This window comes from Bacillus sp. 123MFChir2 (assembly GCF_000383235.1).
Taxonomy (GTDB): Bacteria; Bacillota; Bacilli; order Bacillales; family Bacillaceae_G; genus Bacillus_A.
On sequence record NZ_KB910930.1, the window covers coordinates 14,321 to 29,816 of the forward strand.

The 15,496-nt window shown below is 35.2% G+C and carries 13 protein-coding genes, 1 pseudogene and 1 riboswitch; of the genes and pseudogenes, 6 read left to right on the forward strand and 8 right to left on the reverse strand.

Going from position 1 to position 15,496, the window contains the following annotated elements; all coding sequences use genetic code 11:
- Positions 1–103: 103 nt before the first annotated feature.
- A complete protein-coding gene (pckA, locus tag H280_RS0106035) occupies positions 104–1,690 on the reverse strand; it encodes a phosphoenolpyruvate carboxykinase (ATP) (RefSeq protein WP_028411117.1) in 1,587 nt (528 codons plus the stop codon).
- A 216-nt stretch (positions 1,691–1,906) separates the two neighbouring features.
- A riboswitch (SAM riboswitch) is annotated at positions 1,907–2,029 on the forward strand.
- Positions 2,030–2,194: 165 nt separating this feature from the next.
- Here pckA and metK point away from each other — a divergent pair.
- Positions 2,195–3,394 (forward strand): methionine adenosyltransferase, encoded by a 1,200-nt coding sequence (gene metK / locus H280_RS0106040; protein WP_020060222.1) that lies wholly within the window; start codon positions 2,195–2,197, stop codon positions 3,392–3,394.
- 145 nt (positions 3,395–3,539) lie between these two features.
- Here metK and H280_RS0106045 read toward each other — a convergent pair whose 3' ends face one another.
- Genes H280_RS0106045 through H280_RS0106055 form a run of 3 tightly spaced genes read right to left on the reverse strand, consistent with a single transcriptional unit; the run spans position 3,540 to position 6,102 of the window.
- Positions 3,540–4,241, reverse strand: a complete 702-nt coding sequence (locus H280_RS0106045; protein ID WP_020060223.1) for a hypothetical protein — start codon at positions 4,239–4,241, stop codon at positions 3,540–3,542.
- Between the two features lie 18 nt (positions 4,242–4,259).
- Positions 4,260–5,192 carry an ABC transporter permease gene (locus H280_RS0106050; protein WP_020060224.1) on the reverse strand — a complete coding sequence of 311 codons (933 nt, stop codon included), beginning with the start codon at positions 5,190–5,192 and terminating at the stop codon, positions 4,260–4,262.
- Positions 5,185–6,102 (reverse strand): ABC transporter ATP-binding protein, encoded by a 918-nt coding sequence (locus tag H280_RS0106055; protein ID WP_020060225.1) that lies wholly within the window; start codon positions 6,100–6,102, stop codon positions 5,185–5,187. The genes H280_RS0106050 and H280_RS0106055 overlap by 8 nt, the downstream gene beginning before the upstream one ends.
- A gap of 188 nt (positions 6,103–6,290) precedes the next feature.
- Between H280_RS0106055 and H280_RS0106060 the strand changes: the two genes are divergently transcribed.
- Positions 6,291–8,075 carry a helix-turn-helix transcriptional regulator gene (locus H280_RS0106060; protein ID WP_020060226.1) on the forward strand — a complete coding sequence of 595 codons (1,785 nt, stop codon included), beginning with the start codon at positions 6,291–6,293 and terminating at the stop codon, positions 8,073–8,075.
- A 290-nt stretch (positions 8,076–8,365) separates the two neighbouring features.
- Here H280_RS0106060 and H280_RS26040 read toward each other — a convergent pair whose 3' ends face one another.
- A complete protein-coding gene (locus tag H280_RS26040; RefSeq protein ID WP_196810704.1) occupies positions 8,366–8,512 on the reverse strand; it encodes a hypothetical protein in 147 nt (48 codons plus the stop codon).
- Positions 8,513–8,546: 34 nt separating this feature from the next.
- Complete coding sequence (locus H280_RS0106070) at positions 8,547–8,729, reverse strand: hypothetical protein (protein WP_020060227.1); 183 nt, start codon at positions 8,727–8,729, stop codon at positions 8,547–8,549.
- A 161-nt stretch (positions 8,730–8,890) separates the two neighbouring features.
- Between H280_RS0106070 and H280_RS0106075 the strand changes: the two genes are divergently transcribed.
- The 3 genes from H280_RS0106075 to H280_RS0106085 all read left to right on the forward strand — a co-directional run bounded on the left by H280_RS0106075 (position 8,891) and on the right by H280_RS0106085 (position 10,742).
- Complete coding sequence (locus tag H280_RS0106075; protein ID WP_020060228.1) at positions 8,891–9,400, forward strand: MogA/MoaB family molybdenum cofactor biosynthesis protein; 510 nt, start codon at positions 8,891–8,893, stop codon at positions 9,398–9,400.
- Entirely contained in the window at positions 9,397–9,963 is a 567-nt protein-coding gene (locus H280_RS0106080) for a molybdenum cofactor guanylyltransferase (RefSeq protein WP_020060229.1), read from the forward strand. Before H280_RS0106075 ends, H280_RS0106080 begins: the two co-directional genes overlap by 4 nt.
- A gap of 146 nt (positions 9,964–10,109) precedes the next feature.
- Complete coding sequence (locus H280_RS0106085; protein ID WP_020060230.1) at positions 10,110–10,742, forward strand: NUDIX hydrolase; 633 nt, start codon at positions 10,110–10,112, stop codon at positions 10,740–10,742.
- Between the two features lie 325 nt (positions 10,743–11,067).
- On the opposite strand, the gene H280_RS0106090 is transcribed toward H280_RS0106085, so the two are convergent.
- Together H280_RS0106090 and H280_RS0106095 are read right to left on the reverse strand one after the other, a co-directional pair.
- Positions 11,068–11,601 (reverse strand): GNAT family N-acetyltransferase, encoded by a 534-nt coding sequence (locus tag H280_RS0106090; RefSeq protein ID WP_020060231.1) that lies wholly within the window; start codon positions 11,599–11,601, stop codon positions 11,068–11,070.
- Positions 11,602–12,299: 698 nt separating this feature from the next.
- A complete protein-coding gene (locus H280_RS0106095) occupies positions 12,300–12,713 on the reverse strand; it encodes a hypothetical protein (protein WP_020060232.1) in 414 nt (137 codons plus the stop codon).
- Between the two features lie 215 nt (positions 12,714–12,928).
- On the opposite strand from H280_RS0106095, the pseudogene H280_RS0106100 reads away from it, so the two are divergent.
- A pseudogene (locus H280_RS0106100) lies at positions 12,929–15,487 on the forward strand (collagenase); the annotation flags it as partial.
- Between the last annotated feature and the right edge of the window lie 9 nt (positions 15,488–15,496).

Below are 15,496 nucleotides of genomic sequence, written 5' to 3' on the forward strand. Positions count from 1 at the left end.
TGTGTATTACAAGAAAACGTGGGCTTTGTCGGTGAGTACTTGTTTTCTTGCAATAACAACATACTTATTCACATGATTTAGGATATTTCACAGTAAAGTCAGGTTAAGCGATTGGACCGCCAAGTTTTACAATTGTTTCAGAAACAGTATCAAATTTCTTGAAGTTTTCTTTGAACTTATTTGCAAGTTCAGTTGCTTTTACTTTATAAGCTTCTTTATCAGCCCATGTTTGTTCTGGCATTAATACTTCATCAGGTACACCAGGAACATGAAGTGGTACTTCCAGACCAAAGATATCATGTTTTGCTGTTTCAGTGTTGTCAAGCTCGCTGTTTAATGCAGCTTGCACCATTGCGCGTGTATGACCTAAGTTCATACGTTTTCCAACGCCATATTCGCCGCCAGTCCAGCCAGTGTTTACTAAGAATACTTTTGCATCATGTTTCTCGATCTTGTCACCAAGCATTTCTGCGTAGCGAGATGCATCAAGCGGTAAGAATGGAGAACCGAAGCATGTTGAGAATGTTGCTTGCGGTGAAGTAATACCGCGCTCAGTTCCTGCTAGTTTACTAGTGTAACCGCTTAAGAAATGATACATAGCTTGCTCTTTCGTTAATTTACTGATTGGAGGCAATACGCCGAATGCATCAGCAGTTAAGAAAATAATTGTATTTGGATGACCTGCAACGCTAGGTAATACAATGTTATCAATTGCATCAATTGGATAAGCTGCACGTGTATTTTCTGTTAGTGTTGTGTCATCGTAATTTGCATTGCGTGTATGCTCATCAATCACAACGTTTTCTAAAACAGAGCCGAATTTAATTGCATCAAAGATTTGTGGTTCTTTCTCGTGAGATAAGTTTACACATTTTGCATAGCAACCGCCTTCAATATTAAACACACCGTTATCAGACCAACCGTGCTCATCATCACCAATTAATTTACGGTTCGGATCAGCAGATAATGTTGTCTTACCTGTTCCAGATAAACCGAAGAATAAAGCAACATCGCCTTCTTCGCCTACGTTTGCAGAGCAGTGCATAGAGAAAATGTCTTGCTCTGGAAGTAAGTAGTTCATAATAGAGAAGATTGATTTTTTCATTTCACCAGCGTATTCAGTACCCCCGATTAACACGATACGCTTTTCAAAAGAAACGATAATAAATGTTTCTGAATTTGTGCCGTCAACTGCTGGATCTGCTTTAAAGTTTGGTGCAGATACAATTGTGAATTGTGCATCATGATTTTCTAATTCTTCCTCAGTTGGACGAATGAATAATTGATGCGCAAATAAGTTATGCCAAGCGTATTCATTAATAACTTGAAGAGGAAGACGGTAGTTGCGGTCTGCTCCTGCAAATCCTTTGAATACGAATAGTTCTTCTTTTTCTTTTAAGTATTCTAGCACTTTTGTATATAATTTATTGAAATGTTCTTCAGAAATTGGTTGGTTAACAGATCCCCAAGCAATTTTGTCCGTAACAGATGCTTCGTCTACAATAAATTTATCTTTCGGAGAACGTCCTGTATATTTTCCTGTTGAAACAGAAACTGCGCCAGTAGAAGATAATTGACCTTCTTTTCTCATTAATACCTTTTCCGTTAATTGCGGAACGCTCAATTGAACCTGTGCATTGCTTCCGTTCAATAGTTCATGTAATCCAATTTGGACATTCGCAGTACTCATATTTATATACCATCCTTTATTTGATTTATGAATATTCATCGTAATCCCCACCAAAAGTATAACACAATCATATAAATAATGTATACTATTTATTTGTTTTTGTTTGTGTTATTATATTATTTTCCATAAATTTCTGGTATGAAAAACTTATAGGAATATGTGTATTTGGATTGACAAATGAAAGTCATTTCTTTAGTATAGTTGAGGACGGATACTCTCTTATCCCGAGCTGGCGGAGGGACAGGCCCGATGAAGCCCGGCAACCTCACTTGTATGCAAGGCAAACAAGTGAATAGGTGCTTAAACCTGTGCGAGGCGAATTGTCTCGAACGATAAGAGCGAAGGGCAAAAAGCAGTATGCAAGTAGCAAATACAACCTTTCCTCTATTAAGGAAGGGTTTTTCTTTTGCACTTGTATGGGAAAATACATGAATGTCGCAGTTTGTGGCAAATTAAGGATGAGTTCCGTACAATATATACAATTACTGTAGGGAGGTTTACCACATGACAAAAAAACGTCATCTGTTCACATCTGAATCTGTAACTGAAGGACATCCAGATAAAATTTGTGACCAAATTTCTGATTCAATTTTAGATGCAATCTTAGCAAAAGATGCAAACGCACGTGTAGCTTGTGAAACAACAGTAACAACTGGTTTAGTATTGGTAGCGGGAGAGATTACAACTTCTACTTATGTAGATATTCCAAAAATCGTTCGTGAAACAATTCAAGGAATCGGTTATACTCGTGCAAAATATGGATTCGATGCAGAAACTTGTGCAGTTTTAACATCTATCGATGAGCAATCTGCTGACATCGCAATGGGTGTTGACCAAGCGTTAGAAGCACGCGAAGGTCAAATGACTGACGAAGAGATTGAAGCAATCGGTGCTGGCGACCAAGGTTTGATGTTTGGCTTCGCATGTAATGAAACAAAAGAATTAATGCCACTTCCAATCTCACTTGCTCACAAATTAGCTCGCCGTTTAACGGAAGTTCGTAAGGATGATACATTACCATACTTACGTCCAGACGGTAAAACACAAGTAACAGTTGAGTATGATGAAAATGGTAAACCAGTTCGCGTCGATACAATCGTAATTTCTACGCAACATCATCCAGAAATTGCTTGGGAACAAATCGATCGCAATTTAAAAGAGTTCGTAATTAAACCAGTTGTACCAGCTGAATTAATCGATGAAGAAACAAAATTCTTCATTAACCCAACTGGCCGCTTCGTTATCGGTGGACCACAAGGGGATGCTGGTTTAACAGGTCGTAAAATTATCGTAGATACTTACGGCGGATATGCTCGTCATGGCGGCGGTGCATTCTCTGGTAAGGATGCGACAAAAGTTGACCGCTCTGCAGCATACGCAGCTCGTTACGTTGCGAAAAACATCGTAGCAGCAGGACTTGCTGACAAAGCAGAAGTACAACTTGCATACGCAATCGGCGTAGCACAACCAGTATCTATCTCTGTTGATACATTCGGCACTGGTAAAGTATCTGAAGAAGTACTAGTAGAACTAGTTCGCAGCAACTTTGATCTTCGCCCAGCTGGTATCATCAAAATGTTAGACTTACGTCGCCCAATTTACAAACAAACAGCAGCTTACGGCCACTTCGGACGTACTGATGTAGATCTATCATGGGAACGTACAGACAAAGCTGAAGCTTTAAAAGAACAAGCTGGTCTATAATAATAGGAAGAAACAAGCTTTGCGCGTGTGTGCAAAGCTTGTTTTATTTAAGGAAACATATTAAGTTTTCTCTTGCGTATTTTAAAAATACGCAAGAATGTTTGACTATGTTATATGGTCGTTTCACAAAAAAATACGATTGGTTTCATTTATTGAATGTTACCTTCCCTTTAACATCATCCACTTTTATCTTATCGTTTTTAGCACCTAAGATCGTTACGTTTTTTTCAATACTATTTATATCGGCTGATCCATCCCCGATCTTAGCCCGTACGGAGCCATTAATATTCTTAATAACAACCGCCCCATTATTATTATCAACATTGATGTCAGATGACACATTGGAAATATTGATTTTTCCATCCCTATTTGTCACACTTACAGTCCCTTTAACATTGGAAATGTCTATATTTCCATTCACATTAAGAATGTTTATATCTGAATCCAATTTAGAGACTGTAATATCCCCATCTCTATGATTTTCTTTAAATTCTATTTTTACGTTTTTAGGTACCGAGAGTTTCACATCAACCCAAGTTTCGCTATTACTAAAGAATTGTCCATCAAAAGAAGTATTTAAGTTGGCAACTCCATTTTTTTCTGAAAGATCTAATTTTAATTTGTCTATGCTGATTCCTTTTGCTTTTGCATAGATAGAAGCTTCTATTTTATCCGATGTAGAATTTGTTGAAATATCAATATTACCATTACGATTATCTACTGTTAATTTTTTAACAGTAGAGGCTGGTAGTTCCAGTTTTTGTTCCTTTGTTTCACTTTCAGAACTAGAACAGCCAGTAAGGATTAAAGTGATTAACGTACAAAAAATAATTAACTGTTGCTTCATTTTGCTTTCCTCCAGTCTTTAAACAACATCTCTTTTCACAAAAATGGGATACGAAACCAAGTGCATGATGAATAGATGAATGAAGATTAATACAAGGGCAAAGCTTAAGGACATTCCTTCTACAGGTGGACTCTCGTATATAAAATTCGATAAGTCTGTATTAGAGAAGATAAAATATTGTGTCCAACTGAAACCTTTTAATGAAATGCTCATAACAAAACCTGTAATTGTTATTAAAAGAGAAGATACGATAGAGAACGTTGAACTTTTAAATGCAGCTGAAATCATAAATGCTAAAGTCGCAACAATAATTAAGAAAGGAATTTTAAAGAGTAAGCTACCAATTAGTGCTTGAAGGACACTTGTTTTTTGGACGACTTGATCTTTGACGAATAAGTAGTCGCTGTTTATGCCATCAAATCCTAAAAGAATACCACTAAATAGAATTGAAAAAATAAATGTGATTCCGACTAGAAATAGTCCAAATAATAAAGTCGAAATATATTTAGAAAAATATATTTGTGTACGAGTAGCAGTTCGAGTTAATAAAAATTTAATCGTCCCGGATTGAAATTCACTTGCGACACTTTCACCAGCTATTATTAAGGTAAGAATAGAAATCGCTACTAAAAAATTTGTACTTTGTCCGATTGTAAAGAACCATGCATTGTTCTCTGGTTTTATATTGTTGTCAATGTAATACTTATTTAGTAAAAATTTCTTTTCGTTTTCGAGTATTTCAAGAGGTAATGTTTTAGATTCTTTTTCAACTTTAAGTAATGCATTTTCTTCTATAAGGGAGGTTTTCCAATCGTCTCCATAGTTAACTTGATGAGAAAATTTCACATTTAGAAATTGCACTAGAATAAATAGAATCATAACTCCTATCATTACCCAAGTTCTTTTCCGTTTAAAAGTTTTCATGTTTTCATTCTTGATTAGATTAAGCATTACGTAGTTCATCCCCTGTCATTTCGATGAATTTGTCTTCTAAAGTGGTTTTAATCGTTTGGACACCATATACATTTACTCCACTTTTTGCTAACGTATCACTAATTTCTGGTATACGTTCTTTACTAATTGTAATATTGATCATATTTTGGTTTGTTACAATTTCTGCTCCTACTAATAACTTTTGAAGTACTGGAATAGCTAAATCTGTTCGGTCTACTTCAAATTGAACACAACTTATCTTTTCTTTTGTAATATCTTTCATGTCATGTAAACCTACCATATAGCCCTTATCAATAATGGCTATACGGTCACACATCATTTCCATTTCAGCCATTTGGTGACTTGATACAACAATTGCTACATTTTCACTTTTGGCTAGTTTCTTTAAGTGAAGTCTTAAATCACGAATACCTTTAGGATCAAGTCCATTTGTAGGTTCATCTAATAGTAGAAGTAAGGGCTTGTGTACTAAAACAATTGCAAGAGCGAGCCGTTGTTTCATTCCTAAAGAATAAGTCGAAACTTTGTTATGAATACTTTTCTCCAACCCAACTAACGATACAACCTCGTTTAATCGTTCGTTAGGGACACTGGGTGTCATTCGAGAGAAATGAAGAAGATTATCATAGCCAGATAAAAATTTATACAAATCAGGGTTCTCAACAATTACTCCTACATGCCTCATTGCTTCTTTAAAATTGTTGTCTACATTTTTTCCATTAATTTCAACTGTTCCGCTAGACTTTGAAATTAATCCAACTATCATTCTAATTGTGGTAGTTTTTCCAGCTCCATTTGGACCGAGGAGTCCAAGAATTTCTCCTTCATTCACATCAAACGATAATTGATTGACAAGTGTTTTTCTTTTAATTTTTTTAGTTAAATTGTTTACTTTCAAGATACTCATTTTTTTCATCTCCTTATTCATTTTAATTTTTAAATCAATATGATGAGTCGTGTTCTTAGTTATCAACGTATCAAAATGAATGTAATAAAGCACAGTGACAAAATGTAATAACCTTGCTATGATAAAAATATAATGATGGGAAATATATACATAAGGTGAAGGTTTTTTAGTAGGAGGTGCTTATACAGTTGATTTCAGTACAAAATAAATTACTTTGGCAGCATTGGCTAATCGTATTCATTCGTATCTTTTGGATCGCTGCAGTTGCAGTTTTAACGTATCAAGATAATCCTACATTCCCCTTTGAAAGTGTTTTTTGTATGACATTAATACTGTATGTCATACCTGTCATATTATATAAAATTCGCTATGAACTATATTTATTGGCTGAGATCATATTAGTGGGAGGGCTTTCACTTTATCTTGCATATACGTATCATTTAGCACAGTTTTTTTCTCCTGCAATTTTAACATTGGCATTTTTTTGTCGTGGAAAAGCTAATTTCTATACATTACCTTTAACAATTATCGTTTATATATTCGGAGTTTTCTTGAAAATTGATTATAAATTAAATCACTTGCTTCTAAATCTATTTGACGTTCTTTTCATTTATAGTGTTGGACATGTGTTACAGAGAATTGTTTTTTCTATGGATTCAATTAAACAAAAACTCGAATTAATTAAAGAGAAGAATGCAATTTTAGAACAATATTCTTCACAAGTTGAAAGGATGACCCTGCTTGAGGAAAGATGTAGAATGGCGAGGGAATTACATGATACTGTTGGTTATAAATTTACGTCAGTTATATTAAGTATGGAAACTTTAAAGCCTCACTTAACTACGCAAGAAGGGCAAAAAAAATTACAAGATATATTAGATATGTCACGATCTGGATTAGAGAGTATTCGAAGACAAATTCATGAAATGGATCCATTAGAAGAGGAATTAAATTTAGATGTATCTTTACTTAATATTATAGAAGAATTTAAAAGCAACACACACGTTGATGTTGTTTTTCGAACAATTGGAGAGCAGTATACGATAGCGAAAAAAGTTAAAATGGCTTTTTGTCGTTGTTTACAAGAAGCGATGACAAATGCAACTAGACATGGCGAAGCGGAGTCGATACAAGTTCTTCTGCAATATCATAAAAGTCATGTCATGCTTCAAGTGCAAGATAATGGTAAAGGAATAGAAAATATTCAAGAGGGATTTGGCTTAGCTGGAATGAGAAATCGTTTAAATGAATATCAAGGAAGCTTGTACATAGACTCTCAAAAGAATACTGGAACTATTGTAACTTGTGTAATTCCAAGCTTAAATATAGAGAAAACTTCTACTCAAGATGAAATAAATATACTAATAGTAGATGATCAATCTATGGTTTTAGATAGTTTAAAACTTTTATTGACCAAATATACTGACTTTAATGTTGCGGTTGCAAATAGCGGAAAACAAGCTTTAGAAAAATGCGAAGTAAATCAACCAGATATTGTTCTTATGGACGTACAAATGCCTGAAATGAATGGAATTATAACGACAGAAGAAATTAAGAGGAAATGGCCAAGTACGAAAGTTATTATGGTGACGACTTTTGAAGAAGCCTCTAGTGTTTCTGAAGCGCTTAAAGCAGGGGCTGAAGGATATGTACTTAAATCTGCCACGCCAAAAGAATTAGTAGCGGCAATTAGATTAGTAAATTCAGGAGGGACTATGTTGTCTCACAGTGTTGCGAATCGTTTGTTTAACGCATATAGCTCAGTACCAAAAAAGTATCCTTATGAATTGACGCGGCGTGAAATGGAGGTCTTAGGTGCTCTTAAAGAAGGACTTCGATATAAAGAAATTGCAAAAAAATTGTTTTTATCTGAAGGGACTATAAGGAACTATGTTTCTTCTATATATATGAAGCTTGAAGTTTCTGGGAGAAGTGAAGCTGTAAAAAAAGCAGAGGAGGAAGCTTTGTTATAAATGATACGGATAATTTACTAGACTAATTACATACACTACTATATAGATGTAAATTGAAACACCAACATAAAAACCCTTTTCTTTTTCGGTGGGCGAGAGCAACTGGCCATGCATAGAAGCGGTCAGGGCCTATTTCTGCCACATGCGCAGCGAAAACCCAAAAGGGCAAACAAGTGCAGGTTCCTTTTTTCATAGTAGCAATCTATATGTAAAAAGATAAATTGGATATATATATAAATCCAATTTAAAAAATCGAAATAAAAAAAGCTCTGCGCACACGCAAAGCTTTTTTATTTCTGTTCCTCTAGTTTCCCAACACAAGAAGTGCAATACACTTCGCCGCCAAGTTCAATATATTTTTGAATATTTGTCACCCCACTTGGCGGATATTGCATGTACACCCAAGAACGTTCATGTACTGCATTTCCTTCCCACATGTTGTACACGTAGTTGATTTTTTATCAAACATAGTTATTCCCCTTTACGATAACGAATTCTTCCAGCACAAAAGGCTGAACAGAGTAAAAAGAGTGTGCCAAATCCCCAGCCGCCTATTGCTGCGTACGGTACGGCGTCTTTTAGTGCCATGCCAGCGCTAATGGAAGCGACGAAAAGTAAAATAAATACCGTCGTTAATTTTTTCATTGTATCCATATGAAATTCTCCCCCTTTGAAAATCTATATTTCCATTATAAGGTGAATTTTAGAAAAGGAATGTTTTTTCGCTAAAGAGATGTGACAGGTCTCACATTTTTTTGCTGCTATATGATATATGATAAAATTTAGAGAAGCTTATTAACGGGGAGGAAGAAAGAATGAGCGTCACAGAACATAAAAAACAAGCACCTGTACAAGTCCGTTGTAAAATCATCACAATTTCAGATACGCGAACAGAAGAAACGGATAAAAGTGGACAGTTACTAAAAGAATTATTAATAGAAGCAAATCATCAAGTAACAGCGTATGAAATTGTGAAAGATGATAAAGAAAGCATTCAGCAAGCGGTCTTATCTGGATATCATCAAGAGGATGTTGATGTTGTATTAACCAATGGAGGGACAGGTATTACAAAGCGTGACGTGACAATTGAAGCTGTTTCTCCATTATTAGATAAGGAAATCGTAGGCTTTGGTGAGTTATTTCGAACGATTAGTTATTTAGAAGATATCGGCAGCGCGGCGATGTTAAGCAGAGCGATTGGCGGGACCATTGGTAGAAAAGTTGTCTTTTCAATGCCGGGGTCAACAGGGGCGGTTCGTCTAGCGATGAATAAATTGATTTTACCAGAGCTTGGCCATATTACATTTGAGCTGCATCGCCAATGAAAATAGCAGGAATTGTATTAGCCGGTGGAAGATCAAGTCGTTTTGGAGAGCCGAAAGCATTAGCGATTTGGCAAGGAAAAACATTCATTGAACATAGTATAGAAGCATTAAAAGAAGTTGCAGTAAACATTGTCGTCATTAGCCATCCAAATATTACAAACGAGCTTTCGCACATGCTGAATGTCCCTGTTATAGAAGATATCGAATTATATAAAGGAAACGGTCCGCTTGCTGGTTTCGTAACAGGTATGGAATTTGTAAGTGCAGATTGGTACATAGTTGCACCGTGTGACACACCAAATATTTCGAAAGAGTGGGCACTCGAATTAATAGAACGAGTGGATGAAACATATGAAGCAATTGTTCCGATTGTGGAAGGACGAAAACAGCCGCTTTTAGCGCTATATCATTATAAGGTAAAAGAGAAAATAGCACGATTATTAAAAGAAGAAAAAAGAAGTATACAGGGGTTATTATCGCAGTGTAACGTTCAGTATGTGACAGTGAAAGAAACAGATGTATTTGTAAATGTGAATACAAAGGAAGAGTATAACGAATTGTAGAAGAAAAAGAGCTGAGACTCTTTTTCTTTTTTTGTAAAAAAATACTGAGAATTATTATTTTTCTGGTAAAATAAGTAAAGGTTGATTTTGATATTAGGGTATAAAGTTTTTATATAGAAGAATGATGAAAATAAGGAGCATACATAATGGAAAGCGAATTACTAAAAATATTTGATCAACAGAGAAATCCAGTTGGAGTTGCAACGCGTGAAGAAGTACATAAAATAGGGCATTGGCATGAAACGTTTCATTGCTGGTTTATAAGTAGGGAAGATGGAGTAGATTATATTCATCTGCAAATTCGTAGTCATACAAAAAAGGATTATCCGAATTTGTTAGACATTACAGCAGCGGGACATATATTAGCTCATGAAACCGTGTACGATGGAATACGCGAAGTACAAGAAGAAGTGGGGATTGAAGTCTCATTTGATGAACTTATATCATTAGACACTATCAATTATTGCGTTACAATGGAAGATTTTATTGATAAAGAATTAGCTCACGTTTTTTTATATGAAATGAAAGGCACAATGGACGATTATACACTGCAAGCAGAAGAAGTGTCAGGGATTGTCAAAATTGCCTTCAATAGTTTTGCTGAACTTTGGTTAGGAGAAAGAAATGAAATTACAGTAGAAGGATTCGAAATGAATGAAGTCGGAGAAAAAGTTTCTATTCATAAAACGATAGATAAAAGTCATTTTGTGCCGCATGAGCTTTCGTATTATGAGAGCATTATCACGTTGATGAGAGAGAATATGAAGTTATTGGTCTAAAAAATGATTGCTCTGTATTTACAAATTAAAATTATCTAAAAAACAACCACATAAGATTTAATTAGCAAAAGCACTCATATTCGAGTGCTTTTGCTTTCGTAAAAAAAATACATTTATATATCCAAAATATATAAATGCATTTTAATTTTTCGACACATAAGTCGTTGCTATGGAGAAAAAAAGTGGTCTGCACTCGCTTTCTCACTTTGTTTTAAGCCTTGCCCGTGGCAGGAAAAGGCCCTGACTCCTATGCATGGCCAGATGCTTTCGTTCCCCCTAAAGAAAAGAGGTTTTATATTGTTTTTTTAATTTATATATAGAATATTTAAATCGACAATCCCATAATAAGAGTATTATAATACACACCATTTATATACGTATCTTGTTCTAATAAACCTTCTTCTTTAAAGCCAACCTTCTTATAAAGTTCTATTGCTTTATTATTGTCTTCGCGAGTTACAAGATGTATTTTCTTCGTTGTGTTGTTTCCACTTGCCCATTCAATAAGTTCTTCCATTAATTTTTTACCTATGCCAAATCCGCAGTACTTTTCAGTAATTACGATTCCGAGCGTTCCGACATGTTTCGTTCGCGCCTTTTGACTGGAGGTAATAGAGGCAATACTGATGATCTTATCATCCATTGTTGCTAGTAATATAATTGAATTATGCTCGGCTTTAGTCGATTTTATGAAGTTTTCATAATCAGGTAAAGACATACTGAACTCATTTTTTCCGAACGAAAGAAAATCAGTTTCTCCGCCAACTATATTATAAAAATTAATCATAGACTGAGCGTCTTCTTGTGTAGCTTCTCTGATCGTTACTTCTTTTCCATTTTTTAAACACATTTTTTTCATATATTTCAACTTCTTTCAACATTAATTTTTTGAGGTGTAATTCGTTATTTTGTAGAAAGAAAAGGCCCTGACCGCTAACTATGCATGGCCAGATGCTCTCGACCACATAAAAAAGGAAGGTTTTTATGTTAATTTTTTAATTTATTTGTTTTACATATAGATTGCTACTATGAAAAAAAAGGAACCTGCACTTGTTTGCTCTTTTGGTTTTCGCTGCGCATGTAGCAGAAAAAGGCCCTGACCGATTCTATGTATAGCCAGTTGCTCTCGCCCACCGAAAAAGAAAAGGGTTTTATGTTAGTTTTTCAATTTTTATCTATATAGTTATGTTCATCATAATATTAATGGTTGAAATTTTATAGTTTTAATTTTTGTAAATGATCGGCGAACGAAAAAAAGCGAAGAATCTTTATGATTCTTCGCTTTTTTGAAATAGAATACTAGGGTATATTGCTATATATGAGGTAATTTCACTCATTACATATTATAACACTGTAAACCACCTGAATTTTATGCAATAATGCATATCCTAATTTTAGGATTTTGTTAATTTGTCCCGCTATTCGTGGGCAGTAATACTCCCACCTCGAAATTCAGCAAAGGCAAAGAAGTTGCCCATAAAAGCCCGATTGGTTTAACTAATAATCAGTGGGAGGATAAAGCCTCCCGCTGATTAAAGTTTCACTTTATTATTTACGTTAGGAAACACATATAAAGTTTCTGATTTGTGAATAGCGATAGCTTACTTTGCGGCGACGACCTGCTTTCCATGTATATCCCACTACTCCGTGTGTTCTTACTTCAGTCGGATAAAACCAAAAGTCCCTCCCGAAAGGTCCTTGTCCTCTTAACCCAATAAATCCCCATCTTCCTAAACAATTACACAGCGCTGATCGTATTGAACCCATTTGTGCAGGAGCAGAAAATGTAGAAGGTGCTGATGGTGGTTGTGCTGGTGGTGCTGATGTTGGTGCATCTTCAGCGTCGTCGGGACGATATACATCATCATCGATTTCTCTCATGTCCCCTAAGGACTGATAATTAGGATTTTGCGGATAATACTGTGGTTGATGATAATTTTGATGCGGAAAATACATCGGTTGATTATTCATGAAAACATCACCTCATCTTTTGAAATACACACTTAAAATAGTAGTATGTTGTGTAGTTTGTATATGAAGCTTATTCATAGCCCAAAAATGTTTTTATCTTTTGTTAAAAAAATCACAAATTGTTTAAAAATTAATATGAAATTTTACATATCCTATTATTTATATTTAATAATATGTTATTTTATGTTAATGATATACAGATATGGGGGAGAATTATGAAAAAGAAAATGAATCAAATTATGCTTGGAATTAGTACAATGGCACTGTCGTTAGGGGCGTTGCAAGCTGAAGTATCAGCGGAAGAAAAAGTACCTTACAATGTACTGCAAATCAAACCAGCAGGGATAGAAAAGCCAAAAGATACAGTTGCTCGTTCCTCAAAGGCTGATGAAACATTATCATTTGAAGAACGTTTAAAAGTTGGAGATTTTTCACAGAAGCCAGCTTCCACTAAGAAAAGTGTGAAAGCGAAGCAGTCGCAAGAAAGCTATACTTTGGATGAGCTGAATAAAATGAGCGATGAGGAGTTAATTGATACACTAGCGAATATTCGCAGCGGACAAATTAAAGGTTTATTTCAGTTTAACGAAGAAACAAAAGCTTTCTATGGAAATAAAGAGCGTATGCAAGTAATTATGAATGGATTAGAGAAACGAGGAAGTACGTTTACAAAAAATGATACAAAAGGAATTGATACATTTACTGAAGTGCTCCGCTCCGCTTTTTATGTCGGAGCTTATAATGAGGAATTAAGTTATTTAAAAGAGAGAAGCTTCAAAGATAAGTGTTTACCGGCATTAAAAGCAATTGCGAAGAATCCAAACTTTAAACTTGGTACAGCTGAGCAAGATTTGGTTGTAAATGCATACGGGGATTTAATGAGGAATGCTTCTAGTGACGTTGAAACAGTGCAATATGCAGCAAAAATTTTAAAACAGTATAATAATAACCTTTCTACATATGAAAATGACCGTAAGAAAGGAGATGCTGTATACGTTTTGATGCAAGCTGTTGATGCCAGTATAGATACTGATAGGGTCCTTTCGGGTAAAGAGCCAAATGCGACAATGTGGTATGGGAAGATTGATAGTTTTATAAATGAAGTCAATAAAATGGCGCTTATAGGTAATGTGACGGATAAAAATGGTTGGCTCATTAATAACGGTATTTACTATGCAGGACGTTTAGGGAAATTTCATAGTAATCCGAAGAAAGGGTTAGACGTTGTTACCAAGGCGATGCAGATGTATCCATATTTAGGAGAGCAATATTTTGGTGCAGCGCAGCAGGTTGCTACAAATTACCGCGGAGTAGATGCCAACGGAAAAGCAGTAAATTTAGATCAAATTAAAGAAGAGGGAAAGAAGAAATTTTTACCTAAAACGTATACATTTGATGACGGTGCAATTGTCTTTAAAACGGGAGATAAAGTGACAGAGGAAAAAATCCAAAGATTGTATTGGGCTGCGAAAGAAGTAAAAGCACAATATCATCGTGTAATCGGAAATGATAAAGCATTAGAACAAGGGAATGCGGATGATGTATTAACAATCGTGATTTATAATACGCCAGATGAATATAAATTTAACCAGCAATTGTACGGATATGAAACGAGTAATGGTGGTATTTATATTGAAAACGTAGGAACGTTCTTTACATATGAACGTACGCCGCGGCAAAGTATTTATAGTTTAGAAGAATTGTTTCGCCATGAATTTACACACTATTTGCAAGGAAGATATGAAGTGCCTGGATTATGGGGGCAAGGAGAATTACAGCAAAATGAACGTTTGACATGGTATGAAGAAGGAAATGCGGAATTTTTTGCGGGATCGACGCGTACGAATAACGTTGTTCCGCGCAAAAGTGTAATTAGAGGATTATCATTTGATCCTGCAGGGCGTTATACAGCAGAACAAACATTATCTGCAAAATACGGAACGTGGGATTTTTATAACTATTCATTTGCATTGCAGTCTTATATGTATAATCATAAATTTGATACATTCGACAAAATACAAGATTTAATTCGTGCAAATGATGTGCAAGGTTATGATGCATACCGTGATCAGTTAAGTAAAGATGAACAATTAAATAAAGAATATCAAACATATATGCAGCAATTAATTGATAATCGAGAAAAATTTACTGTGCCGCAAGTATCAGATGATTATGTAGTAAGTCATGCACAAAAAGCACTAGCTGAAGTGAGGCAGGAAATTGCGGATGTTGCGAATGTAAAAGATGCCAAGATTACAAAGCATAAGTCTCAATTCTTTAATACATTTACAGTTGAAGGTACGTATACAGGCAATACAGCGAAAGGTGAATCTGAAGACTGGAAAACGATGAGTAAACAAGTGAACGAAGCATTAGATACGCTGTCACAAAAAGGATGGAGCGGTTATAAAACAGTAACAGCGTACTTTGTAAATTATCGTGTAAATAACGAAAATCAGTTCCAATATGATATTGTTTTCCACGGCATTGCAACAGATGAAGGCGAAAGTCAAGGAACGATTATAAGGAGAAAAGATGCCTATTCCGGGGAAGAAAATAAAGCAATTGAGTTTAAGAGTGATAGTTCAAAAGCTGAAGACCGAAAAATCATTTCGTACCTTTGGGACTTTGGAGATGGGGAAACAAGCACAGAAGAAAATCCTACTCATGCATATGAAAAAGAAGGAACGTATACGGCAACCTTAACAATGACAGATGATAAAGGAAAAGAAAGTAAAGAACAAATGACAGTTCATATAGAGCGAGAAAAAGAAATATATTAC